The organism is Pseudomonas alkylphenolica (genome assembly GCF_016009175.1).
Lineage (GTDB): Bacteria > Pseudomonadota > Gammaproteobacteria > Pseudomonadales > Pseudomonadaceae > Aquipseudomonas > Aquipseudomonas alkylphenolica_B.
The window spans coordinates 1-25,404 of record NZ_JADUCM010000029.1; the positions used below are offsets into that span (position 1 = coordinate 1).

Below are 25,404 nucleotides of genomic sequence, written 5' to 3' on the forward strand. Positions count from 1 at the left end.
CCAAACGGGGGGCGGCGCCCCCCCGGCCGGGCCCCCCCGCCGGGTCGTCGTGGACCGGGCCTCGGGGGCCAACCGGGCCCCCACCCCCCCGCCCCCCGCCCCCCCCCCCCCCGCGGCCCGGTACACAGAATCGGCCCAAAAGGGAGCAACAAGATGATCAAACGCAATCTGCTGGTAATGGGCCTGGCTGTGATGCTCAGTGCCTGCGGTTTCCAGCTGCGTGGTACCGGCACCAACGAAATGTCGATCAAGGAACTGGACCTGAGTGCACGCAACGCCTACGGCGAAACCGTGACCCAGTTGCGCCAGGCCTTGCAAAGCAGCGGCGTCAACGTTCATGCCGGCGCACCGTACGAGCTGGTCCTGACCAGTGAAATCGAGACCCAGCGTGCAGCCACCTACGCAGGCGGCTCCGGTCGCTCCGCCGAGTATGAGCTGACCACCGTGCTGAACTACAGCATCAATGGCCTGAACAGCACCAACCTGCTGAACGACAAGATCGAAGTCCGCCAAGTCTACGTGTATGACGGCAACAACATTACCGGCTCCACCCAGACCGCCCTGCAAACCCGTAATGAAATGCGTCGCAACCTGGTGCAGAACATGCTGGTACGCCTGCAACTGCTGACGCCGGCCCAGCTCGACCAGCTGCAGCAAAAAGCTGACGAGCGCGCCAAAGCCGAAGCCCAGGCCCAGGAAGCGGCCCGCCGCGCCCAGGACGAAACGCCTCAACAGTCGCCTCTGCAACTGCCGATCCAGTGAGATTGAACGGGGCACTTCGGTGCCCCGTCTGCCCTTATGAAACTCACTCCCGCCCAGCTTAACAAACACCTGCAAGGCAACCTTGCGCCGGTCTACGTGATCAGTGGCGATGACCCCCTGCTGTGTCAGGAAGCCGCCGATGCCGTGCGCGCCGCCGCGCGCCAGCAAGGTTTCGACGAACGCCAGGTATTCAGTGCCGACGCCAACTTCGACTGGGGCACCCTGCTCCAGGCCGGCGCCAGCCTGTCACTGTTTGCCCAGCGCCGCCTTCTGGAGTTGCGCCTGCCGTCCGGCAAGCCCGGCGACAAGGGCGCCGCGGCCCTGATTGAATACTGCTCGCGCCCCGCCGAAGACACCTTGCTGCTGATCAGCCTGCCGAAGCTCGATGGCAGCGCGCAAAAAACCAAGTGGGGCAAAGCACTGATTGAAGGTCAGGATGTCCAGTTCATCCAGATCTGGCCCGTCGACGCCCAACAGTTGCCACAATGGATCAACCAGCGCCTGTCGCAGGCAGGGTTGTCCGCCCAGCGCGATGCCGTGGACCTGATTGCCGCCCGGGTCGAAGGCAACCTGCTGGCCGCTGCGCAGGAAATAGAGAAGCTCAAGCTGCTTGCTGAAGGCAATCAGATTACGGTTGAAACCGTGCAGGCGGCGGTTGCCGACAGCGCGCGTTTTGACGTGTTTGGCCTGGTCGATGCCATTCTCAACGGCGAGGCCGCGCATGCCCTGCGCATGCTTGAAGGTTTGCGCGGCGAAGGCGTCGAACCTCCGGTCATTCTCTGGGCCCTGGCCCGCGAATTGCGCGTACTGGCAGGGCTTGCCCAGCAGTACAGCCAGGGCGTGCCGCTGGACAAGGCCTTCAGCCAGGCCAGGCCGCCGGTCTGGGACAAGCGCAAACCGCTGATGACCAAGGCCCTGCAGCGCCTGTCGGCGCAACGCTGGAGCCAACTGCTGCAGGATGCCCAGCGCATCGATGCGCAGATCAAAGGCCAGGCGCAAGGCTCGCCCTGGACCAGCCTCGCGCGGTTGACGCTGCTGATGGCCGGTCAACGCCTGCCTCTGCCGGCGGAATAACGCAGCGCTACGTCGGCACCGGCTTGCCTGCGGTGGGTTCAGCGCCTATATTGCGCCGCAACCCCACCCAGCAGGACACCTGTCATGAGCAAGAAACCCGCAAAGCCCGGGCCCAACAAGGCCAAATCAATCATCGCCCAACCCCTGTTCCGCAGCCGCCAGGAACGTGCAGGCAAAGGCAAAGGCAGCTACCGCCGCGAAGCCTTCCAATCGAGAGATTGGGAGGCTTCTTACTTTTTGGCTGCATAAAAGCAAGATTCCGATAGGCATGGTATGGTCGTCACCTGACCTGTAATACCTGGACCTGTGCATGCCCTTTTGTCTTTCCCATCGCTGGCAACCACGCCAGCTGATTGCTGCCTCCAGCCTCATCCTGCTAGTCGCCTGCGCGGAAAAACCTACCGCCGCCGACGCGTTGCCGCTGGCCCCTGCCCAGCCCGCTCCGGTCGTTACCGTGCCCAACCCCGCTGTCGACACCAGCACTGAAATCCAGCCCCTGCAGTCCTTTGCCCAATGGCAGGCGGGTTTCCGTCAGCAAGCCCTGCAGGCCGGTATCAACGCCACGACCTTCGACCGCGCGTTCTTTGATGTCACGCCCGACATGGATGTCATCAAGGCCGACCGCAGCCAGCCTGAGTTCACCCGGCCGGTGTGGGAGTACCTCGACGGCGCGCTGTCGCCGGTGCGCGTGCGCAACGGTAAAGCCCTGCTGGAAAAACACGCCGAGCTCCTGAGCCAGATCGAGCAACGCTACGGCGTCGATCGCGATGTGCTGGTTTCGGTATGGGGCATGGAAAGCAACTTTGGCCAGTTCCAGGGCAACAAGTCGGTCATTCGCTCCCTTGCCACCCTGGCCTATGAAGGCCGTCGCCCGGCCTTCGCCCAGGCTCAGCTGATCGCCGCCCTGCAAATCCTGCAACACGGCGATGTGCAGCCTGAAGCCATGAAAGGCTCCTGGGCCGGCGCCATGGGTCAGACCCAGTTCATCCCCACGACCTACAACACCCATGCCGTGGACTTCGACGGCGACGGTCGCCGGGACATCTGGAACAGCTCCGCCGACGCCCTGGCGTCCACCGCCCATTACCTGCAAAGCTCCGGCTGGAAACGCGGCGAGCCCTGGGGTTTTGAAGTGCAACTGACACCAGGCTTCGACTACTGGCTGGCCGATGGCGCGCAGCGCAAGACCGTCTCCGAATGGATGCAAATGGGCCTGAAGCTGCCCGTTGGCGTACGCCTGCCCGCCGGTAGCGAACAGCTTTCGGCCGCCCTGCTGCTGCCAGCCGGATACCGCGGCCCGGCGTTCCTGGTGCTGGACAACTTCCGCGCCATCCTCAAGTACAACAACTCGTCGTCGTATGCGATGGCGGTGGGCCTGCTCAGCGAGCGCTTCGGTGGTTCGGGCTACATTGCCGGCGCCTGGCCGAAGGACGACCTGCCCCTGAGCCGCAGCGAACGCGTCGAGCTGCAGACGCTGCTCAGCGCCAAAAACTACGATGCCGGGACGGCCGACGGCATCATCGGCGCCAACACCCGCAAAGCCATCCGTAACGCGCAACAGGCCTTGGGCTGGCCGGCCGATGGTTATCCAACCCACAAGCTTCTGGACAGCTTGCGCCAGCGCTAAATGAAAACGCCCCTGATCAGGGGCGTTTTTTTATCCGCAGAAAATATCCTGCTGCAGTGTCAGGCATTGCGCGTCGGCGTCCAGGTGCACCTGCGCGCCCAGCGGCAAGGTGATGTTGGGGTCGCAATGACCGCTGCGCCAGCCGGCCAGCACCGGGATCTGCAAGGGTTTGAACATTTCCCGCAACAGCGGCGCCAGCGCCTGCACCGTCAACCCGGCAAAATCGCCGACCAGCACGCCCCGCAGCCCCTCGAACTTGCCGACCAGGCGTAACTGGGTGAGCAAGCGGTCGATGCGGTAGAGCGGCTCGTTAACGTCCTCAATAAACAGGATGCCGTCCTCGCTGTGCAACTCTGCCGGCGTGCCCAGGGTTGCGCAGAGCATTGCCAGGTTACCGCCCACCAGACGCCCTGACGCTGCGCCAGGCAAGACAGTGGTCAGCGGGTAGGCCTGTGGGTGTTGCAAGACGTCACCAGCCCGCAGACGCCCGCTGAGCAGCTCGAACAACGAAGAAAGCGTCGGTTCCTGCTTGCTGGCCAGCAACTCGGACTTGAGCATCGCCCCATGAAAGGTCACGAACCCCGCATGACGAGCAATCGCGTTGTGCAACGCGGTGATGTCGCTGTAGCCGATAAAGGGTTTTGGGCGGCTGCGCAACAGCGCCACGTCCAGCCCATCCAGCAAGCGCATGCTGCCGTAGCCGCCGCGCAAGCAAATGATCGCATCGACATCCGGGGCGGCAAACGCGGCATGCAGGTCGGCCAACCGACAGGCATCGTCGCCAGCCAGGTAATCCTGTGCCTCAAGAACCCCGGGATAGATGCGGCACTGATAGCCGCGCGCTTCGAACCACTGAATCGCTTTGAGGGTATCGATCTGGCCAGGCCCGGCAGGTGCGATGATTGCCAGACGACCGCCTGGCGGCAATGCCCTTGGCAATGGAGACGCTGTTGGGGAGAGCTCAGGCTGATGATCGAAAGGAAGGTTCATCCAGACGGCTCCTTTTGGGATACAAAAATGCCGATGCCGCCGGCAAGCGGGCATCGGCATTGATCACGACCAGGCGTCAGAGCTTGATCTTGGCCTCGTGTGCCTGCTGGTCAGCATGGTACGACGAACGTACCAACGGACCGGAGGCGACGTTCTTGAAGCCCATTTTGTAGCCTTCTTCGGCGAACCAGGCGAAGGTGTCCGGGTGCACGAAGCGCTGTACTGGCAAGTGGCTGCGCGATGGCTGCAGGTATTGGCCCAGGGTCAGCATGTCGATGTTGTGCTCACGCATGCGGTGCATCACTTCGATCACTTCTTCGTCGGTTTCGCCCAGGCCGAGCATCAGACCCGACTTGGTCGGTACGTGCGGCACCAGTTCCTTGAACTTCTGCAGCAGGGTCAACGACCACTGGTAGTCAGAACCCGGGCGCGCAGCCTTGTACAGGCGCGGCACGGTTTCCAGGTTGTGGTTGAACACATCCGGAGGGGTCTCGGCGGTAATGGCCAGGGCCACATCCATCCGGCCACGGTAGTCCGGCACCAGCGTCTCGAGCTGAACACCCGGCGACAAGGCGCGAATTTCGCGGATGCAGTCGGCAAAGTGCTGGGCGCCGCCGTCACGCAGGTCGTCACGGTCTACCGAGGTGATAACCACGTACTTCAGGCGCAGGTCGGCAATGGCGACGGCGAGGTTTTTCGGCTCGTCGACATCCAGTGGCTTCGGCCGGCCATGACCTACGTCGCAGAACGGGCAACGACGGGTGCAGATGTCACCCATGATCATGAAGGTCGCAGTACCGCCGGAGAAACACTCACCCAGGTTCGGGCAGGACGCTTCTTCGCAGACGCTGTGCAGCTTGTGCTTGCGCAGCAGTTGCTTGATACGGTCGACTTCCGGCGAAACCGGGATGCGCACGCGGATCCAGTCGGGTTTCTTCGGCAGTTCGTCGGTAGGGATGATTTTCACCGGAATACGCGCGACTTTTTCCGCGCCACGCAGTTTGACACCCGCCTCGACCTTGGGCCGTGGCGCAGGTGTCACACTTTGTACTGGTTCTTGCACAACAGTAGTCATATTCAGAAAATTCCGCCCGTAAGGGTCGTCTGCTCAGCATAGTCGAGGTGCTTGACCAGCTGCCCGCGCAGCCTTGCCCTTACCTCAGAGAGTTCGATCGAGCCTGCCTGGTCGCGCAGCTGGGTCATGGCCAGCCCCGCATACCCGCAGGGGTTAATCCGGCGGAATGGCGCAAGGTCCATGTCCACGTTCAAGGCAAGGCCATGGAAAGAACAGCCATTGCGAATCCGCAGGCCGAGGGAGGCGATTTTGGCCCCATCGACATAGACGCCGGGGGCGTCGGCCTTGGCCGCCGCGACAACGTCATAACTGGCCAGCAACTCGATCAGGCAGCGCTCGATCCGGGACACCAGATCACGCACGCCAAACCCGAGCCGGCGTACATCCAGCAACAGGTAAGCTACCAACTGGCCAGGGCCGTGGTAGGTCACCTGGCCGCCTCGGTCGGTCTGCACCACCGGAATATCGCCGGGCACCAACAGGTGCTCGGCCTTGCCCGCCTGGCCCTGGGTGAACACCGCAGGGTGCTCTACCAGCCAGATCTCATCACCGGTTTGCGGGCCACGCTGATCGGTAAACCGCCGCATGGCCTCGAGCACCGGCTCGTAAGGCAATAGTCCGAGGTCGCGAAAGCCGAGGCTTTTCGACATCAGAGCACCATTTTCACGATGCCGGTAGCGCGCAGCGCGCTATTGATGTTGTGCAACTGGTCTTCGCCGGTGGCGACGATATGCAGCTGAACGGTAGTGTACTTGCCTTCCTTGCTCTGACGCTCTGCCAGGGTCTTGAGATCTACCTCGGCGTACTTCTTGAGGATCTCGATCACCGTGTCCTTGAAATTGACCACGGTGTCACCGATCACCTTGATCGGGTAATCGGCGCAAGGGAATTCGATTTTGTGCGATTTGTCAGCTTCGGTCATGGCAATGACGGCCTCGTAAGCCGTGGCAACAACAACGCCCCCGCGTGAGTTGGCGGGGGCGTGGCAGGTCACGATATCAGTTGAACAGCCCGTAGAAGAATAGCCGAATGCTATCCCACACCCGGCCGAAGAAACCAGCTTCCTCGACTGCATCCAGCGCGATCAGATCGGCGCTGTGTACAACGTTGTCATCCAGTTTGACTTCCACTTTACCGATCACGTCACCTTTGGCGATGGGCGCGGTCAGTTGCGGGTTCATGGTCATGCTTGCCGCCAGCTTTTTCAATTGGCCTTTAGGCAAAGTCATGCTCAGGTCTTCGGCCAGACCGGCTTTGACCTGGTTGCTGGCGCCCTTCCAGACTTGCGCCTGAGCCAGCTCGGTGCCCTTCTGGTAGAAGGTCTGGGTTTCGAAGAAGCGGAAACCGTAGGTCAGCAGCTTCTGGGTTTCGGCAGCACGGGATTGCTCGCTGTTGGTACCGAAGACCACGGCGATCAGGCGCATGCCGTCACGCACGGCCGAAGACACCATGCAGTAACCGGCTTCGTCGGTGTGGCCGGTTTTCAGGCCGTCGACAGTCTTGTCGCGCCACAGCAGCAGGTTGCGGTTAGGCTGCTTGATGTTGTTCCAGAAGAACTCTTTCTGCGAGTAGATCGCGTAGTGCGCAGGGTCTTCGTGGATGATCGCGCGCGCCAGTACGGCCATGTCGTGCGCCGAGGAGTAGTGCTCGGGGTTCGGCAGGCCGGTCGGGTTCATGAAGTGGCTGTTGCTCATGCCCAGATCGGCGGCGGTCTTGTTCATCATGTCGGCGAAGGCATCTTCGCTGCCGGCAATGTGCTCGGCCAGGGCGACACTGGCGTCGTTACCCGACTGGATGATGATGCCGTGCAGCAGGTCGCTGACGGTGACCTGGCTGCCGACCTTGATGAACATGCGCGAACCGCCGGTACGCCAAGCGTTCTCGCTGACGGTAACCGGATCGTTCTCACCGATCTGCCCGCGACGGATATCCAGGGTCGCGATGTAGGCGGTCATCAGCTTGGTCAGACTGGCCGGCGGCAGACGCTCGTCACCATTGTTCTCGACCAGGACATTACCGCTGGAAGCTTCCATGAGCACGTAGGACTTGGCTGCCAGTTGCGGCGGCGACGGCATCATCTGCTCTGCCGCGAAGGCGGCAGGGGTGATCATCAGCGGTACAAGCAGGCAAAGGCGTTTGGCAAAGGTGGTGATGTTCATCCGTCTCTCGAAATGGCTAATGGGCTCATGCCCTTATGGGCAAAACGTTTTCAGGCTCGCGGCCTTGCGAGCAAAACGGCCATTGTACATGGCTGTTCCGCCCGCTTGCATGACAAACCGACCAGTCCCCCCGGTCAGTCCGCCGTCACAACTTTCGGCTGGCCAAGATTGGCCAGGCGCACACTGTCCTGCATCTGCTGGGCTTCACCCTGGCTGTTGATCGGCCCCATGCGCACACGGTGCAAGGTTTGCTGATTGCGCACGATGGAGCTGATGAACACCGGCGCGCTGACCATGCCGCTGAGCTTGGAGCGCAACAGCTCGGCCGCGTCCGGGTTGGCGAAAGCGCCGACCTGCAAGTAAAGACCATTACTGGCCATGCCACTGTTGCTGGCGATCTGTACTGGCACGACCGCTGCGGCATGCTGTTGCGGTGGCGGCGTCCATTGCTCGACGGTGCCGGTGCTGGCCGACAGCGCCTGGGTCTGGGCCACCTGTGGTTGATCGAGCACCATCGGCGCCGGCTGGCCACGCTGGGCCCACCACTGTTTAGGGTCGATACCCTCCACCCGCACCCGCGCGGTACCGGTTTCGGCATACCCCAGCTTCTTCGCCGCGGCGTAGGACAAGTCGATAATGCGGTCCGAATAGAACGGACCGCGATCGTTGACACGCAGGATCACACTGCGATGGTTGTCCAGGTTGGTAACTTTCACGTAGGCCGGCAGCGGCAGGGTCTTGTGCGCCGCGCTCATGCCATAGAGGTCATAGACTTCGCCGTTGGCGGTGTTCTGACCATGAAACTTGGTGCCGTACCACGACGCCGTGCCTTCCGCGCGGTAGTTGCGCGAGTCCTGGATCGGGAAGTAGGTCTTGCCCAGCACGGTATAGGGGTTGGCTTTGTAATTGCCGGTATGCACCGTTGGCGTGGCGTCGGGGATCTTCGAAACATCCACGTCCCACCACGGCGCGCCGTCCTTGTGGGCTCGGTTGATGTCCAGCCCGGGCTTGGCACGCACGACATTGTTGTTGCTTTGCTGCGCCGGGCGATTCGACGAGCAACTGACCAGCATCAGGCCCAGGGCCGCACAGCCGATCAGTTTGAGAGATGCATCTGTAAACAATACGCGCATTACTTGGCGCCCCGTGCTTGAACCAGCAGGTCCGACAGCTGATATACCGCCATGGCGTACATCACACTGCGGTTGTAGCGAGTGATCGCGTAGAAGTTTTGCAGGCCCAGCCAGTATTCCGGGCCATTATCGCCTTCGAGCCGGAAAGCGGTGACCGGCAGATCATCGCGCAGCGCATCATGACTTGACCAGCCCAGTGCCCGCAACTCCCCGACCGTCTTGACCGCGTCGATGCCCGGGCTCAGCCCTTCGTCGATGCGCTCACCAGTGGCGGTGGCACGACTGACCACTTGCCCGCCGGCCACCCAGCCATGGCGCTTGAAGTAGCTGGCAACACTGCCGATGGCATCGTCCGGGTTGTTCCAGATGTTGATGTGGCCATCACCGTCAAAGTCCACGGCGTAGGCGCGAAAGCTGCTGGGCATGAACTGCGGCAGCCCCATGGCCCCCGCGTAGGAGCCCTTGAGCGTCAACGGGTCGACTTGTTCCTCACGCGCCAGCAGCAGGAACTCGCGCAGTTCTTTGCGGAAGAACTCGGCACGCGGCGGATAATCGAAGCCCAGGGTCGAAAGTGCATCGATCACCCGGTAATTACCGGTATTTCGGCCAAAAAAAGTCTCAACGCCGATGATCGATACGATCACCTGCGCCGGCACACCATATTCCTGCTCGGCACGGGCCAGGGTTGCCTCGTGCTGACGCCAGAAATCCACACCGCGGGCCACCCGGGCGTCGGTGAGGAACATCGGGCGATAGTCTTTCCAGGGTTTCACACGTTCGGCCGGCCGGGAAATCGCATCGAGGATCGATTGTTTGCGCTGAACGTCGCGAAACACCTCCATCAACTGCTCATCGGCAAAGCCGTAATCGCGGGTCATCTCACCGACGAACTCGGCCACCTGGGGCGAACCGTCATAGTCCCCGGCGGTCGCTTGCTGAACACCACCGAGCAGACCGATCAGGCCGACCCAAGGCGCGCAACGAGCGGCCCAGCCACGCATTGCTTGCATGTAATTCTTCACCTTATTCAAACTTGCGCAATCCATTTGCGATGCGTATGGATCGACATTAATACGCCAAACGCTGACAGCAGCGTCACCAACGAAGTTCCGCCATAGCTAATAAAGGGCAGCGGCACGCCCACTACAGGCAACAATCCGCTGACCATACCGATGTTAACGAACACATACACGAAGAAGGTCATGGTCAGACTGCCCGCCAGCAGCTTGCCGTAGAGCGTCTGGGCCTGGGCGGTAATCACCAGGCCACGGCCAATCAGCAGCAGGTAGATCAGCAGCAAGGCGCAGATACCGACCAGGCCGAACTCCTCGCCCATCACCGCGATAATGAAGTCGGTGTGGCTTTCCGGAAGAAAGTCCAGGTGCGACTGCGTACCCAGCAACCAGCCTTTGCCAAACACACCGCCAGAGCCGATGGCCGCCTTGGACTGGATGATGTTCCAGCCGGTGCCCAGCGGATCGCTCTCCGGGTCGAGAAAGGTCAGCACCCGCTGCTTCTGGTAGTCGTGCATGACGAAGAACCACATTGCCACGGCCACCGGCACTGCCGCGGCAATCACACTGAGGATCCAGCGCCAGCGCAAGCCCCCCATGAACAGCACGAAGGCACCCGAGGCCAGGATCAGCAGCGCGGTACCCAGGTCGGGCTGACGCACGATCAGGATGAACGGCACGCCAATCATGATCAGGCTGATCATCACGTGCTTGAGGTTGGGCGGCAGTGAACGCTTGGCCAGGTACCAGGCGATGGTCGCCGGCATGATGATCTTCATGAACTCCGAGGGCTGAAAGCGTATGACCCCGGGAATGTTGATCCAGCGTGTGGCGCCCATGGCGTTGTGCCCCATGACATCCACCACGACCAGCAGGATCACCCCGAAGATGTACGCCACCGGCACCCAGCGCGCCATGAATCGCGGCTCAAGCTGAGCGATGACGAACATCGACATCAGGCCGATACCGAAGGAGCTGGCCTGCTTGAGCAGCAGGTCCCAGTTCTTGCCGCTGGCCGAATAGAGTACGAACAGGCTGCCGGCCGCGAGGGTCAGCAGCAAAATCAGCAAAGGGCCGTCGATATGGATGCGCTGCAAGAAGCTGGCGCGACGGCGCATCACATCCTCACTGGAGAGCATGCGATCGAAATTACTCATCACGGGGCAGATTCCTGCGCAATGGACGGGTTGGCGAATTCGGGCTTCAGATGGCCATCCGGGCCGAGCAGCCAGGCGTCCATGACCTGACGCACCACAGGCGCGGCGACGCCGGAGCCGGACTCGCCGTTCTCGACCATCACCGATACCACGATCTTCGGGTTGTCTGCCGGGGCAAAGCCGACGAACAAGGCGTGGTCGCGGTGGCGCTCCTGCAGCTTGTTGCGGTCGTACTTCTCGCCCTGCTTGATCGCCACCACCTGGGCCGTACCACTCTTGCCGGCAATCCGGTACTGCGCACCGATCGAGGCCTTGCGCGCGGTACCGCGTGCGCCGTGCATCACCTGCTCCATGCCATGGGTGACCTTGTTCCAGTCGGACTTGTCGCGCAGGACGATGTCGTCGATCGGGTTCTCATCCACCGGTGGCAGGCCTTCGATGGTCTTGGCCAGGTGCGGACGGTTCCACTTGCCCTTGTTGGCGATCAGCGCAGTGGCCTGCGCCAGCTGCAGCGGCGTGGCCTGCATGTAGCCCTGGCCGATACCCAGAATCAGGGTTTCACCCGGGAACCAGGCCTGGCGGCGGGTCGCGCGTTTCCATTCGCGTGACGGCATCAGCCCCGGCGACTCCTCGAACATGTCCAGCGACACCTTCTGACCGATACCGAAGCGGTTCATGTAGGTAGACAGGCGGTCAATGCCCATCTTGTGCGCCAGGTCATAGAAGTAGGTGTCGTTGGAACGCATGATCGCCGTGTCGAGGTCGACCCAGCCATCACCGGTGCGGTTCCAGTTACGGTACTTGTGGTCGTAGTTGGGCAGTTGATAGTAGCCCGGGTCGAACACCCGGCTCGATGCCGTCACCACGCCACTGTCCAGACCGGCAATCGCTACCGCCGGCTTGATCGTCGAACCCGGCGGGTACAAACCACGCAGCACGCGGTTGAACAGCGGCCGATCGATCGAATCACGCAATTCGGCATAGGCCTTGAAGCTGATGCCGGTCACAAACAGGTTCGGGTCGAAGCTCGGCTGGCTGACCATTGCCAACACTTCACCGGTGTTCGGATCGAGCGCGACGATGGCACCACGGCGCCCGGCCAGTGCTGCTTCGGCCGCTTCCTGCAACTTGATGTCGAGGCTCAGGACAATGTCCTTGCCGGGAATCGGGTCGGTGCGCTTGAGCACACGCAACACACGGCCACGGGCGTTGGTCTCGACTTCTTCGTAGCCCACCTGGCCATGCAGTTCCGGCTCGTAGAAGCGTTCGATACCGGTTTTGCCAATATGGTGGGTACCGCTGTAGTTGACCGGATCGAGGGTCTTGAGCTCTTTCTCGTTGATCCGCCCGACGTAACCGACCGAATGGGCAAAGTGCGCGCCCTGTGGGTAATGCCGCACCAGTTGCGCTACTACCTCCACCCCGGGCAGGCGGAACTGGTTCACCGCGATCCGGGCAATCTGCTCTTCGGTCAGCTCGAACAGGATCGGCACCGGCTCGAATGGCCGCCGCCCCTGGCGCATGCGCTTCTCGAACAGCGTACGGTCATCCGGCGTCAGCTCCAGCACCTCGACGATTACATCGAGCACCTGCTGCCAGTCGCCGGAGCGTTCGCGGGTCATGCTCAAGCTGAAGCTTGGCCGGTTATCGGCGATGATCACGCCATTACGGTCAAATATCAGCCCGCGGGTCGGCGGAATCGGCTGCACGTGCACCCGATTGTTTTCGGACAGGGTGGAGTGATACTCGTACTGGATCACTTGCAGGTAGTACAGGCGAGCGATCAGCACGCAGATCAGCAGGACGATCGCCACGGCACCGACCACGACGCGACTGCGCACCAAACGGGCGTCTTTCTCGTGATCCTTGAGGCGAATCGGCTGCGTCATTGAAAGGCTTACAGGTTCATTTGTGGTAAGGGTGCCCGGACAACACGGTCCAGGCGCGGTACAGCTGTTCGCCGATCAGTATCCTTACCAACGGGTGTGGCAGCGTCAGCGGCGACAGCGACCAGCGCTGCTCCGCGCGCGCGCAGACTTCCGGCGCCAGCCCTTCGGGGCCGCCGACCATGAAGTTCACGGTACGCGAGTCCAGCCGCCAGCGATCCAGCTCGACCGCCAGTTGCTCGGTGCTCCAGGGCTTGCCATGGACCTCCAGGGTGACAATCCGTTCCCCTGGCTGGACCTTGGCGAGCATGGCCTCGCCCTCCTGACGGATCAGGCGGGCGACATCGGCATTCTTGCCCCGGGTGTTGAGCGGTATCTCCACCAGCTCCAGCGACAGCTCCGAGGGCAGGCGCTTGGCATATTCATGCCAGCCGTCCTCGACCCACTTGGGCATGCGCGAGCCGACCGCGATCAGACGCAGACGCACAAGCCTTCCTTATTCCCGGTCTTTGAGGTTTGCCGAGTAGGCGTGGTCGTTTTCCGGGCTGTGGTGCTTGCCATCGGCGGCGCGGCTCTGCTCGGCACCCATCCACAGGCGCTCGAGGTCGTAGAACTGACGGGCAGCGGCGGTCATCATGTGCACGATGACGTCGTTGAGGTCGAGCAGCACCCAGTCGCTGTCGCCCTTGCCTTCTTCGCCCAGCGGCTGAACGCCCTTGGCCTTGACCTGCTCACGGACCTTTTCCAGCATCGCGCTGATCTGGCGGTTGGAGGTACCGGTGGCGATGATCATGTAGTCAGTGAGGCTGTGCTTTTCACGCACATCGATCACCTGGATGTCCTGGGCCTTTACTTCTGCCAGGGCGTCTTTGGTCAGTTCGACCAGTTCTTCGGCACTGACGGCACTGATTTTTTGCTTGGTCATATAAAACTCATTCAACTCAATAGTGTGAGGCGCTTCACAGCACCTTCAGTTCGGCGCACGGTACAGGTTGTGCGCATCGATGTAGGCCAGTACTGCGTCCGGCACCAGAAACCGCACCGACTTGCCGCTGGCCAGCAGCTGTCGGATCTGCGTGGCTGACACCGCAAGCGGGGTCTGCCAGACGAATGCAATATTTCCCGCAGGCCCTGCCAGGGCCTGCGGATCACTGACTGAACGGGCGGCCAACAGGTTGCGCAGGGCATCCGGTGGCTCGACGTCGGCATCCGGGCGTTGCAGCACCAGGATGTGGCAGTGTTGCAGCAATTCTTCCCAACGGTGCCAACTGGGCAGGCCGCAAAATGCGTCCCAGCCCAGCAGCAGAAACAGCTGATCTGAAGCGGCCATTTCGGCGCGCATCAATTCAAGTGTTTCAATGGTATACGACGGTGTGTCGCGTGCCAGTTCGCGGGCATCCACCGACAGCATCGGCACACCCGCCACCGCGCAGCGAACCATCTCCAGACGGTCCTGGGCCGATACCTGCGGCGTATCGCGATGCGGCGGACGCGCATTCGGCATCAGCCGCAGCTCGTCCAGCGCCAGGCCTTCGGCCACCTCAAGCGCGCTGCGCAAGTGACCGATGTGAATCGGGTCGAAGGTCCCGCCAAGCACGCCGACACGTCGGCCGGGCGACTTCGTCATGACGTGGGCGAGCGGTTTGCGCTCGGCCAAGTCAGATCGACTCCTGTCCGCGCAGTTGACCGTCGCCGATCACTACGTATTTTTCGCAGGTAAGGCCTTCAAGCCCTACCGGGCCGCGGGCATGCAGCTTATCGGTGGAAATGCCGATTTCCGCGCCCAGGCCATACTCGAAACCGTCGGCAAAGCAGGTCGGCGTGTTGATCATGACCGACGACGAATCGACTTCGGCCGTGAACTTACGGGCCTGCCCCTGGTGTTCGGTGACGATGGAGTCGGTGTGGTGCGAACCATAGTGATTGATGTGTTCAATGGCCTGGTCCAGGCCGTCGACCACACGAATCGACAGGATCGCTGCCAGGTATTCGGTATTCCAGTCTTCTTCGGTTGCCGGCACTGCATCGATAATCTGACGGGTACGCTCGCAACCGCGCAGTTCGACACCTTTTTCCCGAAATTGACGGGCCATTTCCGGCAAGAACCCTGCAGCGACCGACTGGTCGACCAGCAGGGTTTCCATGGAACCACAAATGCCATAACGGTAGGTTTTGGCGTTGAAGGCAATGCGTCGGGCCTTGTCCAGTTCGGCGTGCTCGGCCACATACACATGGCAGATACCGTCCAGATGCTTGATTACCGGTACCCGGGCATCACGGCTGATGCGCTCGATCAGGCCCTTGCCGCCACGCGGCACGATGACATCGACGTACTCCGGCATGCTGATCAGCGCACCGACCGCTTCGCGGTCCGTGGTTTCCACTACCTGAACAACCGCAGCCGGCAGGCCGGCCTCAGCCAGACCGCGCTGGATGCAGGCAGCAATGGCACGATTGGAGTGAATGGCTTCGGAACCGCCGCGCAAAATGGTGGCATTGCCCGACTTCAGGCACAGACTGGCAGCATCGATGGTCACGTTTGGCCGCGACTCGTAAATGATCCCGATCACGCCCAGCGGCACGCGCATCTTGCCTACCTGAATACCCGAGGGCCGGTAGCTCATGTCGCGGATCGCGCCGACCGGGTCTGGCAGGCTTGCCACCTGACGCAGGCCGACGATCATGCCGTCGATGCGTGCAGAGGTCAGCGCCAGGCGCTCGAGCATGGCTGGCTCCAGGCCATTGGCGCGGCCAGCGGCAAGGTCCAGCTCGTTGGCAGCAGACAACTCGGCGCGTGCGGCGTCCAGCGCACTGGCGGCGGCCTGCAGGGCGCGGTTCTTCTGCGCGGTGCTGGCACGGGCGATGACGCGGGCGGCCTCACGGGCTGCGCGACCCAAACGGGTCATGTAGTCAAGAACGGACTCAGTCATGGGCTCAGTGTCTTGGCGAAGGGGAAATGGGCTGATTATAACTGGCACACCGTCCCACGCCCAGCGGTCACAGGCGGATGGTCAAAAACAGTCATAAATTGAGTCCCCATGCCCCACCTGTAGGAGCCCGGCTTGCCGGCGAAGCAGGCGCTGCCGTGTATCTTCTTCACCGCGTTCTCGCTCTTCGCGGGCAAGCCTCGCTCCTACAGCCCAGATAGAAATTGCTATCATCGCCGACCTTATCAGCGCGAATTCACCCGCATGCCCGACTCAGCCCCCTGCCCGTTCCGGGCCCTGCCCGACAGCTTCTTTGACCGCGACGCGCAGGAACTGGCCAAGGCCCTGCTGGGCAAGATCATCCGCCACCGCCATGGCGACTACTGGCTGTCGGCGCGGATCATCGAGACCGAAGCCTATTACCTGAGCGACAAAGGCAGCCATGCGTCGCTGGGCTACACGGAAAAGCGCAAGGCACTGTTCCTCGATGGCGGCCACATCTACATGTATTACGCCCGTGGCGGCGATTCGCTGAACTTCAGTGCCCATGGCCCGGGCAATGCCGTGCTGATCAAATCCGCCTATCCCTTCATGGATGCCATCTCGGACGCCAACAGCCTGGCGCAGATGCAGCTCAACAACCCCGACGCCAGCGGCCAACCGCGCGCCATCGAGCGCCTGTGCAACGGACAGACGCTACTCTGCAAGGCACTGGGCCTGAAAGTGCCGCACTGGGACGGCAAACGCTTCGATGCAGAACAACTGTTCGTCGAAGATTGCGGAATCAAAGTGAAACACATTATCCAGACCACCCGGCTAGGCATTCCTTCTGGCCGCGATGAAGATCTGCCGTTTCGTTTCGTCGACGCCGATTTCGCCCGCCACTGCACACGGAACCCGCTGCGCCGGGGGCAAGTCGAAGGCCGGGACTACTTTTTACTGACACAAGGAAACTGACACGATGGGCCAATGGCTCGATAGCCTGACCGGTTGGCTTGGCGCCAACCCGCAATGGCTTGGCTTGGCGATTTTTCTGGTGGCTTGCGTGGAGTGCCTGGCCATTGCCGGGATCATCGTGCCCGGTACCGTGCTGCTGTTCGGTGTTGCCGTGCTGGCCGGCAGCGGCGCGTTGTCGCTGGGCGAAACGCTGTTGCTGGGTTTTCTCGGTGGCCTATTAGGCGACGCGATTTCCTATACGCTGGGGCGCAAATTTCATCAGAACATCCGCCGACTGCCGCTGTTACGCCACCACCCCGAGTGGATCGGTGGCGCCGAAACCTATTTCCAGCGCTACGGCATTGCCAGCTTGCTGGTGGGTCGTTTCATCGGGCCGCTGCGCCCCATGCTGCCCATGGTTGCCGGTATGTTCGACATGCCGTTGCCGCGCTTCATTGCCGTCAGCCTGCTGGCCGGCGCTGGCTGGTCGGTGGCTTATTTGCTGCCCGGCTGGGCCACCGGTGCCGCCATGCGCCTGCCGTTGCCCGAAGGCTTCTGGCTCGATGCCGGGATCATTACCGCCAGCCTCGCGGCGCTGATCGGCATCAGCATCAATTGCAGTTTGCGCAGCCTGCGCCGCGGCACGCGGGTAATTGCCGGGCTCAGCCTGCTGGCGCTGACCGGGCTGTTTGTCGGCTGGCCCTACCTGCATGAGTTCGACCAAGGCTTGATGACCTTGATCCAGGAACACCGCAGCAGCGTCATCGATGGCAGCGTGGTACTGATCACGCGCATGGGTGATTTCCGCACCCAGTTCCTGCTCGGCGGCTTGCTGACCGGCTTGCTATTGCTGGCACGGCAGTGGCGCCCGGCACTGTTCGCCGGCGCCACACTGATTGGCACAGCGGTAGCCAATGGCACCTTGAAATGGCTGTTCGCCCGCGCCCGCCCGGAAGTCCTGCACGACCCTTTGACCACCTACAGCATGCCCAGCGGCCATAGCTCTGCAGCCTTTGCGTTTTTTCTGGTGCTGGCGGTACTGGCCGGTCGCGGCCAGCCGGCGCGCATGCGCCTGACCTGGATCATGCTCGGTTGTTTGCCAGCACTGGCGATTGCGCTGTCGCGGGTTTACCTGGGCGCCCACTGGCCGACCGACGTGCTTGCCGGCGCCATGCTGGCCTGCTGTATCTGCGCCACCAGCCTGACCCTGATCCAGCACCGCGAGCCGCTGGCCGCCCTGCCGCAGAAAGTCTGGTGGTTGATTCTGCCGGCCTGTATCGCCTTGCTGGCGTTCTTCAGCCTGCACTCGCTGCCTGACGCGCTGCTGCGCTATCAGTATTGAGGCCTCAGGCGAACAACTCGCCCTGCAAACGATCGAGCAGCGCCTGGATGGCATCCAGGCGCTGCACAGGCGAGTCGATGGCCAGCAGGTCGAGCTTGTCTTCTTCGATAAAAGGCAGCAGGTAGGCCAGTTGATTGGCCAGGGATTGCTGGCCATGCACCTCGGTCGGCATGCCCAAGGCGGCCACCATCGGATGTTCGCCCAGCGCCTTGAGCAAGGCCAGCAGGTCGTCATCCTGGTCACGCAGCGGCGTGTCGGGCATTTCCTGCAGCCACTGCACCTGCGCCAGCAACAGCTGGTCTTTCTGCACCTCGGCCTGATCCACCCGGAATCGCCGCGTGCCCTCCACGCGAATGCCCAGCAGACCGTTGTCCTGTTGCTGGAAGTCGCGAATCACTGCCTCACAGCCAATCGAGGCATAGCCATCAGGTGCCTTGCCGACCTGCTCGCCCTCAAGAATGCAGACGACACCAAAGCCGCCGCCCTGCTTCATGCAGCGGCCGATCATGTCCAGGTAGCGCGCCTCGAATATCTGCAAATCAAGGAAGCAGCCTGGAAACAACACGGTATTGAGCGGAAACAGCGGTAGCGTCATTGCAAGTCCTCACACAACCAGGCTGACTGCCAGCGGCAGGAACACCGCCGTGGCAACCCCCATCAGGCTCATCGCGAGGGCGGCAAACGCCCCGCATTCGTCACTTTCCTGCAGGGCCACCGAAGTGCCCACTGCGTGAGCGGTCACGCCCAACGCCATGCCCCGCGCCTCCGGGCTGTGCACACCACAGAGCGTCAACAAGCCGGGGCCGAAGATCGCGCCGATCACGCCGGTGATCAACACGAACACCGCCGCCAGGGCAGCCACCCCGCCGATCTGCTCCGCCACCAGCATGGCAATGGGCGACGTCACCGATTTCGGCGCCATGGTCATCAGGATCATGTGTTCGGCACCAAACCACCAGCCGAGCAACAGGCAGGCACCCGTGGCGAACACCCCTCCGATAACCAGCGTAGTAAAGGTCGGCCAGAACAGCTGACGAATCCGCCGCAGATTGAGGTACAACGGTACGGCCAGTGCCACCGTGGCCGGCCCGAGGAGGATGCTCATGATCTCGGTACTTTTGCGGTATTCGCTGTAGGTCAAACCACATGCCAGCAGTACGCCAATGACCACCAGCATCGACACCAGTACCGGCTGCAGAAAGATCCAGCGGGTTTTCTCGTAGGCCGCCAACACCAGCTGGTAAGCCCCGAGGGTAATGCCGATGCCAAACAACGGGTGATGCACCACAGCGTCCAGCGCGCCGCTCCAGTCCAGGCTCATGAGCGCTCCTCACGTTTGTGTTGGCGCGCGATGAGCTTGTGCATCAGCACGCCGACAAAGGCCATGGTGACCAGGGCCGAAATCAGCAGTGCACCGACGATCGCCCAGAAGTCCGCAGCAATATCGGAGGCATACACCATCACCCCGACCGCAGGCGGCACCAGCAACAACGGCAGGTAGCGCAGCAGACTGTTGGCCGCCTCATTCAAGGGCGCCCCGACTTCACCGCGCATCATCAGAAACACCAGCAGCAGCAACAAGCCGATGATCGGCCCGGGCAGGATCGGCACAAACAGATGATTGATTGCCGTGCCCAGCAATTGAAACAACACCAGCCAGGTCAAACCACGCAACAGCATAAGACTCTCCTTGGGGCCTGACGGCCATTATAAGCATGCTAACGACCTGCCTATAACCTGATATTCGCCGAAAACATGGCGACTTGACCGCTTTTTAAAGGCGTGGTGATCTTAGACTTTCGTATACCCAAGTTATAAGAAAACCAAAAACAATCTGGAGAGTCATGATGCCCCTAGTACCTGTTGCAGAGCTGTCGCAGTACGTTGGTAAGGAGCTGGGACGTTCCGAATGGCTGACCATCGATCAGGCCCGCATCAACCTGTTTGCTGAAGCCACAGGCGACTTTCAGTTCATCCATGTGGACCCGGAGCAGGCGGCAAAAACGCCATTTGGCAGCACCATTGCGCATGGCTTTCTGACCCTGTCACTGATCCCCAAACTCATGGAAGGCATCCTCGTTCTGCCTGAAGGCCTGAAAATGGTCGTCAACTACGGACTGGACAGCGTGCGCTTCATCCAGCCGGTAAAAGTCGACAGCAAGGTTCGCCTCAAGGTCGACCTGACCGAAGCCTTCGAGAAAAAGCCCGGCCAATGGCTGCTCAAGTTCACCGCCACCCTGGAAATCGAAGGCCAGGAAAAGCCCGCCTACATTGCCGAGCCGCTGACACTCTGCATTGTCTGAGCCTGCCGCGCACTGAAACAGCCACTGCGGCTGTTTCAGCCCCTGCGTTGTACGGCATACTCTGGGCCTCACCCGTCTGGACCCCGTCATGCGCCCACTCGTTCCGCTTGCCCTGACCTTGCTGCTCGCCGCCTGTGGCGACGGTGAACCGCTGTCTCCACCTGACGCTCGTCTGCCCGACGGTGGCCGTTTCCGGGGCCAGGTGATCGATGGACTATTGCAAGGCGCAGGACGCATCGACTACCCCAATGGCAGCTGGTACGCCGGCAACTTCCTCAATGGCCAATGGCATGGCCAGGGCGAATGGCATGGCAGCAATGGCGAGGTATATCGGGGGCAGTTCCAGCAGGGCCTGTTCCATGGTCAGGGCACCCTGAAAACTCCGGGCAGCAGCTATTCAGGCGGCTTCAAACTGGGTCGCCGCGAGGGTGAAGGCACCCTGAAAGAAAGCGGCTCGGTGTACCGCGGCCAGTTCAAGGACGACCAGTACAGCGGCGCCGGCCATCTGGAACTGGCAGACGGCAGTCAGTACCAGGGTCTGTTTGCCCGTGGCAAACCCAATGGCGAAGGTATCCGCAGCGATGCCAGCGGCAACCAGTTCAGCGGCCGTTTCGTCAATGGTCAGCTCGAAGGCAGCGGCACCTTCAACAGCGCCGAAGGCGACCAGTACATCGGCGCATTCCGGGACAATCACCTGGAAGGCCGTGGCCGCTACGAAAACGCCGATGGCGACGTGTGGATCGGCCAGTTCAAAGACGGAACGCTCAACGGCAAGGGTGAACTGATCGGCAGCGACGGCAGCCATTACACCGGCAACTTTCGCGACTGGCGTTTTTCTGGAAAAGGCCGCCTGCAACTGAGCGACGGCAGCCTTTATGTCGGCGGTTTCGACAACGACGCCTACCAGGGCCATGGCCGCCTGAGCCTGACCGATGGCAGCAGCCAGAGTGGCTACTGGGTCAATGGCCAGTTGGTGCGCGACGACCAGGGGCGCCTGCTGCCGGATCCGCTCGAGCTGGCCTTGCTCAACCAAGGGCATTTGCTGGAACAGGCGCTCGCCAAGGTTCCGGCGTCAACCCCGCAAATTGAACTGTACAGCCTGACTCTGGCCGGCGATGGCAATCAAAGCGTGTTCCTGCGCGAAGCCGATTATGTCAGCGCCCTGCTCAAGGGCCGCTTTGGTGCCGTGGGCCAGATCAACCTGGTGAACCACCGCGACCACCTCGACGACCGCGTAATGGCCACCCGCGAAAACCTCAGCCAGGCCGCGCGCACCCTGGCTGAACGCAGCGGTCCCGAAGATCTGGTGTTCATCTACCTGACCAGCCACGGCAGCCATGATCACGAACTGGTGCTGGATGTGCCGCGCCTGCAACTGGCCGACCTGCCGGCCGACGCATTGGCCAGTGCCCTGGCACCGCTCAAGGAGCGCGACAAGGTGATTGTCATCTCGGCCTGCTATTCCGGTGGTTACATCGACGCCCTGAAAGACAACAAGACCCTGATCATGACCGCCTCGCGTGCCGACCGGGTCTCGTTTGGCTGTTCTGAAGAGGCTGACTTCACCTATTTTGGCGACGCCTTGTTCGCCCAGGCGCTGAACCAGACAGACGACTTGCGCCAAGCGTTTGACAGGGCCCGCGCCACCGTCGCCGAGCGCGAAGCCGCCGAAGGATTCGAAGCGTCCGAACCGCAAATCTGGGCCCCGACCGAGGTACTGGCACATTGGCAACGATTGCGCCAACAGCAGGCGCGTAAAGCCCTGCAGAGCAATGCCGGGAACGAGACAGAGCATGCAAAAAGTGCCGGCAACCACTAAGCTGAGTGTAACAAGGGAGAGACATCATGTACTTGACGCCTCAGCACATCTTGCTTGCCGGAGCGACTGGCCTTACCGGAGAACACCTGCTTGACCGGTTGCTCAACGAGCCGACCGTCAGCCGGGTATTAGCCCCCACCCGCCGCCCTCTGGCCGAGCACCCGCACCTGGAAAACCCGGTGGGTGACCCGGCGGTTTTCCTGCCGCAACTGGCCGGGCGCGTCGACATTGCTTTCTGCTGCCTGGGTACCACCATCAAACAGGCCGGCTCCGAGCCCGCCTTCCGCGCGGTTGACCTGGACATGGTCGTGGCGTTTGGCAAGCGCGCCCGGGAAATGGGTGCACGCCATCTGCTGGTAGTCAGCGCACTAGGCGCCGACCGCCGATCACCGATTTTTTACAACCGGGTCAAGGGAGAAATGGAGTACGCGCTGAAGGCTCAAGACTGGCCGCAGCTAACCATTGCCCGCCCTTCGCTGCTGCTCGGCGAGCGTACCGAGCCACGGCTGGCCGAGCGCGTGGCCGGGCCCTTCTCGAAACTGATCCCCGGCAAGTATCGCGGCATCGAAGCCTGCCAGCTGGCCCGGGCGTTGTGGCGCCTGGCGCTGGAGGAGCAGGACGGGATTCGCATTGTCGAATCCGATGAGTTGCGCCGGCTGGGGAAATAATTTACCGGCGGCGGTCCGGCGTCCCGGTAAATTCGCTCCTACAAGTAGTGTCGGGTCAGCAATCCCACCTGTAGGCCTTCGACGTAGGAGCCAGGCTTGCCGGCGAACCAGGCACCGCGGTGCCCCTGATGCACCGCGTCATCGTTTTTCGCGGGCAAGCCACGCTCCTACAGGTTGGGGTGCACCGCAGACCTGTAAGCGGGTTTACCCGCGAATAGGTTACAACCCACCCGTTGCCTGAAACCCAATCCCCAGCGCCGTCAATGCCGACAAGGGCAGCAACAGGGTGTCGAGCAGCAGGCTGCCCGGCAGATCCAGCCCGGGATAATGCGGGGCTTCGGCACCAAAGCGGTCCATGGCACAGCAACCACCCTGCAACGCATAGAGATCCAGGCGCGTGCCGCTATACACCAGTGGCGCATCCGGCTTGGCTGCATCGAGGGTGCGCACCGTAGCGCAACCACCGAGCAGCACACCGATCAGTACAACGCCAAGCAATCGCTTCATTCATCGGCGCCGAAATGATGCTCGCCCCAACGCGGCAGCATGTCCTGGGGAATATCCAGCAGGTTGAGAATCCGCGCCACGACGAAGTCGATCAGGTCGTCGATGGTCTGCGGCTGGTGATAGAACCCCGGTGCCGCCGGCAAGATTACCGCGCCCATGTTCGACAGCTTGAGCATGTTCTCAAGGTGAATGGTCGAAAACGGTGCCTCGCGCGGCACCAGAATCAATTGCCGGCGCTCCTTGAGGGTGACATCGGCAGCGCGCTCGATCAGGTTGTTGCAGGCTCCGGTGGCAATCGCCGACAGCGTCCCGGTGGAGCACGGCACCACCACCATTGCTGCTGGCGCACCGGAGCCAGAGGCCACCGGCGACATCCAGTCTTCCTTGCCGTACACGCGGATCTGCCCGGCGGCAGCCCCGGTGTACTCGGTCAGGAAGGCCTGGATTGCCTGAGGCTTGGCCGGCAGCAACACATCGGTCTCGGTCGACATCACCAGTTGCGCAGCCTTGGAGATCAGGAAATGCACCTCACGGTCTTCGCGCACCAGGCAATCGAGCAGGCGCAGCCCGTACTGCGCCCCCGACGCCCCGGTCATGGCCAGGGTGATGCGTTCCGGCCCGCTCATTTCAGCGCCTCGGCCAGCTTGCCGTGCAATCCGCCAAAGCCGCCGTTGCTCATGATCACCACCTGGGTGCCCGGCTTGGCCTGGCTTTTGACACGTTCGATGATGGCTTCCAGGCTGTCGGCGACAACCGAAGGCACCTTGCACTCAGCGGCGGTGGCCGCCAGGTCCCAACCAAGGTTCGGCGGCGCGTACCAGATGACCTGGTCGGCGTCATTGACACTTTCCGGCAAGCCATCACGGTGAGCGCCGAGCTTCATCGAGTTGGAACGCGGCTCGATCACTGCAATCAGCGGCGCATTGCCGATGCGTTTGCGCAGGCCGTCGAGGGTGGTGGCAATCGCGGTCGGGTGATGGGCGAAGTCGTCATAGATCGTCACGCCCTGCACTTCAGCGACTTTCTCCATGCGCCGTTTCACGCTTTTGAACGCGCTCAGTGCAGCAATACCCAGCGCCGGCACCACACCGACATGGCGAGCGGCCGCCAGAGTGGCCAAGGCGTTGGCGACGTTGTGCTGACCGGTCAGCTCCCACTCGACCACCCCCTGGGTTTCGCCCTCGAAGCTGACCTCAAAGCGCGAACCGTCGGCACTGAGCAGTCTGACCTGCCACTGCCCGCCTTCGCCAGTGGTTTGCACCGGGGTCCAGCAACCCATCTTGATCACCCGCTCAAGCGCAGGCTCGGTGGTGGGATGAATCACCAGGCCTTCGCTCGGGATGGTCCGCACCAGGTGGTGGAACTGGCGCTCGATGGCCGCCAGGTCCGGGAAGATATCCGCGTGATCAAACTCAAGGTTATTGAGGATCGCAGTACGCGGGCGGTAGTGAACGAACTTCGAGCGCTTGTCGAAAAACGCGCTGTCGTATTCATCGGCCTCGACCACGAAGAACGGCGTGCCGCCCAGGCGAGCCGACACCGAGAAGTTTTGTGGTACGCCACCGATGAGGAAGCCCGGGCTCATCCCGGCATGCTCCAGCACCCAGGCCAGCATGCTGCTGGTGGTGGTTTTGCCATGGGTACCCGCTACCGCCAGCACCCAGCGGCCCTGCAGCACGTGATCGGCCAGCCACTGCGGGCCCGAAACGTAAGGCAAACCCTTGTTGAGGACATACTCCACTGCCGGGTTGCCCCGCGACAGCGCGTTGCCGATCACCACCAGATCAGGCGCCGGGTCCAGTTGCGCGGCGTCATAGCCTTGCGTCAACTCGATACCCTGGGCTTCAAGCTGGGTGCTCATGGGTGGGTAGACATTGGCGTCGGAGCCTGTCACCCGATGCCCGAGTTCTTTGGCCAGCACTGCCAGTGAACCCATGAAAGTGCCGCAAATACCAAGAATATGAATGTGCATTATCGACCTCGCAAAACGTCGAGGCAGGGTAGCCCAGGGCGCAGGAATTCGCAT

The 25,404-nt window shown here is 62.0% G+C and carries 28 protein-coding genes; 9 read left to right on the forward strand and 19 right to left on the reverse strand.

Annotation, left to right across the window (positions count from 1 at the left end):
• Positions 1-153: 153 nt before the first annotated feature.
• The 4 genes from lptE (at position 154) to I5S59_RS20665 (ending at position 3,463) form a co-directional block, all read left to right on the forward strand.
• Positions 154-762 (forward strand): LPS assembly lipoprotein LptE, encoded by a 609-nt coding sequence (gene lptE / locus I5S59_RS20650; protein WP_197878249.1) that lies wholly within the window; start codon positions 154-156, stop codon positions 760-762.
• Between the two features lie 36 nt (positions 763-798).
• Positions 799-1,836 carry a DNA polymerase III subunit delta gene (gene holA / locus I5S59_RS20655; protein WP_197878250.1) on the forward strand — a complete coding sequence of 346 codons (1,038 nt, stop codon included), beginning with the start codon at positions 799-801 and terminating at the stop codon, positions 1,834-1,836.
• An 84-nt stretch (positions 1,837-1,920) separates the two neighbouring features.
• Entirely contained in the window at positions 1,921-2,085 is a 165-nt protein-coding gene (gene arfA / locus I5S59_RS20660; RefSeq protein WP_010222906.1) for an alternative ribosome rescue factor ArfA, read from the forward strand.
• Between the two features lie 61 nt (positions 2,086-2,146).
• Entirely contained in the window at positions 2,147-3,463 is a 1,317-nt protein-coding gene (locus tag I5S59_RS20665; protein WP_197878251.1) for a lytic murein transglycosylase, read from the forward strand.
• Positions 3,464-3,493: 30 nt separating this feature from the next.
• Here I5S59_RS20665 and I5S59_RS20670 read toward each other — a convergent pair whose 3' ends face one another.
• The 13 genes from I5S59_RS20670 to I5S59_RS20730 form a co-directional block, all read right to left on the reverse strand.
• Positions 3,494-4,453: a S66 peptidase family protein gene (locus I5S59_RS20670; protein WP_197878252.1), complete on the reverse strand. Its 960-nt coding sequence runs from the start codon at positions 4,451-4,453 to the stop codon at positions 3,494-3,496.
• Between the two features lie 76 nt (positions 4,454-4,529).
• Complete coding sequence (lipA, locus tag I5S59_RS20675; RefSeq protein ID WP_010222903.1) at positions 4,530-5,528, reverse strand: lipoyl synthase; 999 nt, start codon at positions 5,526-5,528, stop codon at positions 4,530-4,532.
• A 2-nt stretch (positions 5,529-5,530) separates the two neighbouring features.
• Positions 5,531-6,178: a lipoyl(octanoyl) transferase LipB gene (lipB, locus tag I5S59_RS20680; RefSeq protein ID WP_197878253.1), complete on the reverse strand. Its 648-nt coding sequence runs from the start codon at positions 6,176-6,178 to the stop codon at positions 5,531-5,533.
• Positions 6,178-6,450 carry a DUF493 domain-containing protein gene (locus I5S59_RS20685; protein WP_038606559.1) on the reverse strand — a complete coding sequence of 91 codons (273 nt, stop codon included), beginning with the start codon at positions 6,448-6,450 and terminating at the stop codon, positions 6,178-6,180. Before I5S59_RS20685 ends, lipB begins: the two co-directional genes overlap by 1 nt.
• A 76-nt stretch (positions 6,451-6,526) precedes the next feature.
• Positions 6,527-7,687, reverse strand: a complete 1,161-nt coding sequence (locus I5S59_RS20690) for a D-alanyl-D-alanine carboxypeptidase family protein (RefSeq protein WP_197878254.1) — start codon at positions 7,685-7,687, stop codon at positions 6,527-6,529.
• 134 nt (positions 7,688-7,821) lie between these two features.
• Positions 7,822-8,820: a septal ring lytic transglycosylase RlpA family protein gene (locus tag I5S59_RS20695; RefSeq protein ID WP_128323089.1), complete on the reverse strand. Its 999-nt coding sequence runs from the start codon at positions 8,818-8,820 to the stop codon at positions 7,822-7,824.
• Positions 8,820-9,830, reverse strand: coding sequence for a lytic murein transglycosylase B (gene mltB / locus I5S59_RS20700; RefSeq protein WP_197878255.1), 1,011 nt, complete (start codon positions 9,828-9,830; stop codon positions 8,820-8,822). Before mltB ends, I5S59_RS20695 begins: the two co-directional genes overlap by 1 nt.
• A gap of 17 nt (positions 9,831-9,847) precedes the next feature.
• On the reverse strand, positions 9,848-10,951 hold the full coding sequence (gene rodA, locus I5S59_RS20705; protein WP_197878298.1) for a rod shape-determining protein RodA: 1,104 nt from the start codon (positions 10,949-10,951) through the stop codon (positions 9,848-9,850).
• 38 nt (positions 10,952-10,989) lie between these two features.
• Positions 10,990-12,879: a penicillin-binding protein 2 gene (gene mrdA, locus I5S59_RS20710; RefSeq protein ID WP_128323092.1), complete on the reverse strand. Its 1,890-nt coding sequence runs from the start codon at positions 12,877-12,879 to the stop codon at positions 10,990-10,992.
• Between the two features lie 16 nt (positions 12,880-12,895).
• Positions 12,896-13,363, reverse strand: a complete 468-nt coding sequence (rlmH, locus tag I5S59_RS20715; protein WP_010222895.1) for a 23S rRNA (pseudouridine(1915)-N(3))-methyltransferase RlmH — start codon at positions 13,361-13,363, stop codon at positions 12,896-12,898.
• 9 nt (positions 13,364-13,372) lie between these two features.
• The gene (gene rsfS / locus I5S59_RS20720; protein ID WP_128323093.1) at positions 13,373-13,801 is read right to left on the reverse strand and encodes a ribosome silencing factor; all 429 of its coding nucleotides are present in this window, start codon (positions 13,799-13,801) and stop codon (positions 13,373-13,375) included.
• 45 nt (positions 13,802-13,846) lie between these two features.
• The gene (gene nadD, locus I5S59_RS20725; RefSeq protein ID WP_197878299.1) at positions 13,847-14,503 is read right to left on the reverse strand and encodes a nicotinate-nucleotide adenylyltransferase; all 657 of its coding nucleotides are present in this window, start codon (positions 14,501-14,503) and stop codon (positions 13,847-13,849) included.
• A 31-nt stretch (positions 14,504-14,534) separates the two neighbouring features.
• Positions 14,535-15,806, reverse strand: coding sequence for a glutamate-5-semialdehyde dehydrogenase (locus tag I5S59_RS20730; protein ID WP_197878256.1), 1,272 nt, complete (start codon positions 15,804-15,806; stop codon positions 14,535-14,537).
• A 261-nt stretch (positions 15,807-16,067) separates the two neighbouring features.
• Between I5S59_RS20730 and I5S59_RS20735 the strand changes: the two genes are divergently transcribed.
• Both I5S59_RS20735 and I5S59_RS20740 read left to right on the forward strand, forming a co-directional pair.
• Positions 16,068-16,760, forward strand: a complete 693-nt coding sequence (locus I5S59_RS20735) for a DNA-3-methyladenine glycosylase (protein WP_197878257.1) — start codon at positions 16,068-16,070, stop codon at positions 16,758-16,760.
• Between the two features lie 4 nt (positions 16,761-16,764).
• Positions 16,765-18,081, forward strand: coding sequence for a bifunctional DedA family/phosphatase PAP2 family protein (locus I5S59_RS20740; protein WP_197878258.1), 1,317 nt, complete (start codon positions 16,765-16,767; stop codon positions 18,079-18,081).
• A 4-nt stretch (positions 18,082-18,085) separates the two neighbouring features.
• Here the strand turns inward: I5S59_RS20740 and I5S59_RS20745 are convergent, their stop codons facing one another.
• From I5S59_RS20745 to I5S59_RS20755, 3 genes are read right to left on the reverse strand one after another with little or no spacing between them, the layout of a single operon-like run.
• Positions 18,086-18,676, reverse strand: a complete 591-nt coding sequence (locus tag I5S59_RS20745) for an LON peptidase substrate-binding domain-containing protein (protein ID WP_197878259.1) — start codon at positions 18,674-18,676, stop codon at positions 18,086-18,088.
• 9 nt (positions 18,677-18,685) lie between these two features.
• Complete coding sequence (locus I5S59_RS20750) at positions 18,686-19,396, reverse strand: LrgB family protein (RefSeq protein ID WP_197878300.1); 711 nt, start codon at positions 19,394-19,396, stop codon at positions 18,686-18,688.
• A 2-nt stretch (positions 19,397-19,398) separates the two neighbouring features.
• On the reverse strand, positions 19,399-19,761 hold the full coding sequence (locus I5S59_RS20755; RefSeq protein WP_197878260.1) for a CidA/LrgA family protein: 363 nt from the start codon (positions 19,759-19,761) through the stop codon (positions 19,399-19,401).
• 167 nt (positions 19,762-19,928) lie between these two features.
• Between I5S59_RS20755 and I5S59_RS20760 the strand changes: the two genes are divergently transcribed.
• The 3 genes from I5S59_RS20760 (at position 19,929) to I5S59_RS20770 (ending at position 22,871) form a co-directional block, all read left to right on the forward strand.
• On the forward strand, positions 19,929-20,384 hold the full coding sequence (locus I5S59_RS20760; protein ID WP_197878261.1) for a MaoC family dehydratase: 456 nt from the start codon (positions 19,929-19,931) through the stop codon (positions 20,382-20,384).
• An 88-nt stretch (positions 20,385-20,472) separates the two neighbouring features.
• A complete protein-coding gene (locus I5S59_RS20765; protein WP_197878262.1) occupies positions 20,473-22,203 on the forward strand; it encodes a C13 family peptidase in 1,731 nt (576 codons plus the stop codon).
• A gap of 26 nt (positions 22,204-22,229) precedes the next feature.
• Positions 22,230-22,871, forward strand: a complete 642-nt coding sequence (locus I5S59_RS20770) for an oxidoreductase (protein WP_197878263.1) — start codon at positions 22,230-22,232, stop codon at positions 22,869-22,871.
• A 219-nt stretch (positions 22,872-23,090) separates the two neighbouring features.
• Here I5S59_RS20770 and I5S59_RS20775 read toward each other — a convergent pair whose 3' ends face one another.
• Genes I5S59_RS20775 through mpl form a run of 3 tightly spaced genes read right to left on the reverse strand, consistent with a single transcriptional unit; the run spans position 23,091 to position 25,350 of the window.
• A complete protein-coding gene (locus I5S59_RS20775; RefSeq protein ID WP_197878264.1) occupies positions 23,091-23,378 on the reverse strand; it encodes a YceK/YidQ family lipoprotein in 288 nt (95 codons plus the stop codon).
• Positions 23,375-24,004, reverse strand: coding sequence for a flavin prenyltransferase UbiX (ubiX, locus tag I5S59_RS20780; RefSeq protein ID WP_128323104.1), 630 nt, complete (start codon positions 24,002-24,004; stop codon positions 23,375-23,377). Before ubiX ends, I5S59_RS20775 begins: the two co-directional genes overlap by 4 nt.
• Positions 24,001-25,350 (reverse strand): UDP-N-acetylmuramate:L-alanyl-gamma-D-glutamyl-meso-diaminopimelate ligase, encoded by a 1,350-nt coding sequence (gene mpl, locus I5S59_RS20785; RefSeq protein ID WP_197878265.1) that lies wholly within the window; start codon positions 25,348-25,350, stop codon positions 24,001-24,003. The genes ubiX and mpl overlap by 4 nt, the downstream gene beginning before the upstream one ends.
• Positions 25,351-25,404: the final 54 nt, after the last annotated feature.

Bases quoted from the DNA above. Each gene is read 5' to 3' on its own strand.
- rsfS (WP_128323093.1), bottom strand. From the start codon at position 13,801: ATGACCAAGCAAAAAATCAGTGCCGTCAGTGCCGAAGAACTGGTCGAA.
- lipA (WP_010222903.1), bottom strand. From the start codon at position 5,528: ATGACTACTGTTGTGCAAGAACCAGTACAAAGTGTGACACCTGCGCCA.
- I5S59_RS20775 (WP_197878264.1), bottom strand. From the start codon at position 23,378: ATGAAGCGATTGCTTGGCGTTGTACTGATCGGTGTGCTGCTCGGTGGT.
- I5S59_RS20735 (WP_197878257.1), top strand. From the start codon at position 16,068: ATGCCCGACTCAGCCCCCTGCCCGTTCCGGGCCCTGCCCGACAGCTTC.
- I5S59_RS20690 (WP_197878254.1), bottom strand. From the start codon at position 7,687: ATGAACATCACCACCTTTGCCAAACGCCTTTGCCTGCTTGTACCGCTG.
- I5S59_RS20745 (WP_197878259.1), bottom strand. From the start codon at position 18,676: ATGACGCTACCGCTGTTTCCGCTCAATACCGTGTTGTTTCCAGGCTGC.
- mrdA (WP_128323092.1), bottom strand. From the start codon at position 12,879: ATGACGCAGCCGATTCGCCTCAAGGATCACGAGAAAGACGCCCGTTTG.
- I5S59_RS20665 (WP_197878251.1), top strand. From the start codon at position 2,147: ATGCCCTTTTGTCTTTCCCATCGCTGGCAACCACGCCAGCTGATTGCT.
- I5S59_RS20755 (WP_197878260.1), bottom strand. From the start codon at position 19,761: ATGCTGTTGCGTGGTTTGACCTGGCTGGTGTTGTTTCAATTGCTGGGC.
- I5S59_RS20760 (WP_197878261.1), top strand. From the start codon at position 19,929: ATGCCCCTAGTACCTGTTGCAGAGCTGTCGCAGTACGTTGGTAAGGAG.
- mpl (WP_197878265.1), bottom strand. From the start codon at position 25,350: ATGCACATTCATATTCTTGGTATTTGCGGCACTTTCATGGGTTCACTG.
- I5S59_RS20695 (WP_128323089.1), bottom strand. From the start codon at position 8,820: ATGCGCGTATTGTTTACAGATGCATCTCTCAAACTGATCGGCTGTGCG.
- I5S59_RS20770 (WP_197878263.1), top strand. From the start codon at position 22,230: ATGTACTTGACGCCTCAGCACATCTTGCTTGCCGGAGCGACTGGCCTT.
- I5S59_RS20740 (WP_197878258.1), top strand. From the start codon at position 16,765: ATGGGCCAATGGCTCGATAGCCTGACCGGTTGGCTTGGCGCCAACCCG.
- I5S59_RS20765 (WP_197878262.1), top strand. From the start codon at position 20,473: ATGCGCCCACTCGTTCCGCTTGCCCTGACCTTGCTGCTCGCCGCCTGT.
- I5S59_RS20730 (WP_197878256.1), bottom strand. From the start codon at position 15,806: ATGACTGAGTCCGTTCTTGACTACATGACCCGTTTGGGTCGCGCAGCC.
- I5S59_RS20685 (WP_038606559.1), bottom strand. From the start codon at position 6,450: ATGACCGAAGCTGACAAATCGCACAAAATCGAATTCCCTTGCGCCGAT.
- lipB (WP_197878253.1), bottom strand. From the start codon at position 6,178: ATGTCGAAAAGCCTCGGCTTTCGCGACCTCGGACTATTGCCTTACGAG.
- ubiX (WP_128323104.1), bottom strand. From the start codon at position 24,004: ATGAGCGGGCCGGAACGCATCACCCTGGCCATGACCGGGGCGTCGGGG.
- holA (WP_197878250.1), top strand. From the start codon at position 799: ATGAAACTCACTCCCGCCCAGCTTAACAAACACCTGCAAGGCAACCTT.
- mltB (WP_197878255.1), bottom strand. From the start codon at position 9,830: ATGCAAGCAATGCGTGGCTGGGCCGCTCGTTGCGCGCCTTGGGTCGGC.
- I5S59_RS20670 (WP_197878252.1), bottom strand. From the start codon at position 4,453: ATGAACCTTCCTTTCGATCATCAGCCTGAGCTCTCCCCAACAGCGTCT.
- arfA (WP_010222906.1), top strand. From the start codon at position 1,921: ATGAGCAAGAAACCCGCAAAGCCCGGGCCCAACAAGGCCAAATCAATC.
- rodA (WP_197878298.1), bottom strand. From the start codon at position 10,951: ATGCGCCGTCGCGCCAGCTTCTTGCAGCGCATCCATATCGACGGCCCT.
- lptE (WP_197878249.1), top strand. From the start codon at position 154: ATGATCAAACGCAATCTGCTGGTAATGGGCCTGGCTGTGATGCTCAGT.
- nadD (WP_197878299.1), bottom strand. From the start codon at position 14,503: ATGACGAAGTCGCCCGGCCGACGTGTCGGCGTGCTTGGCGGGACCTTC.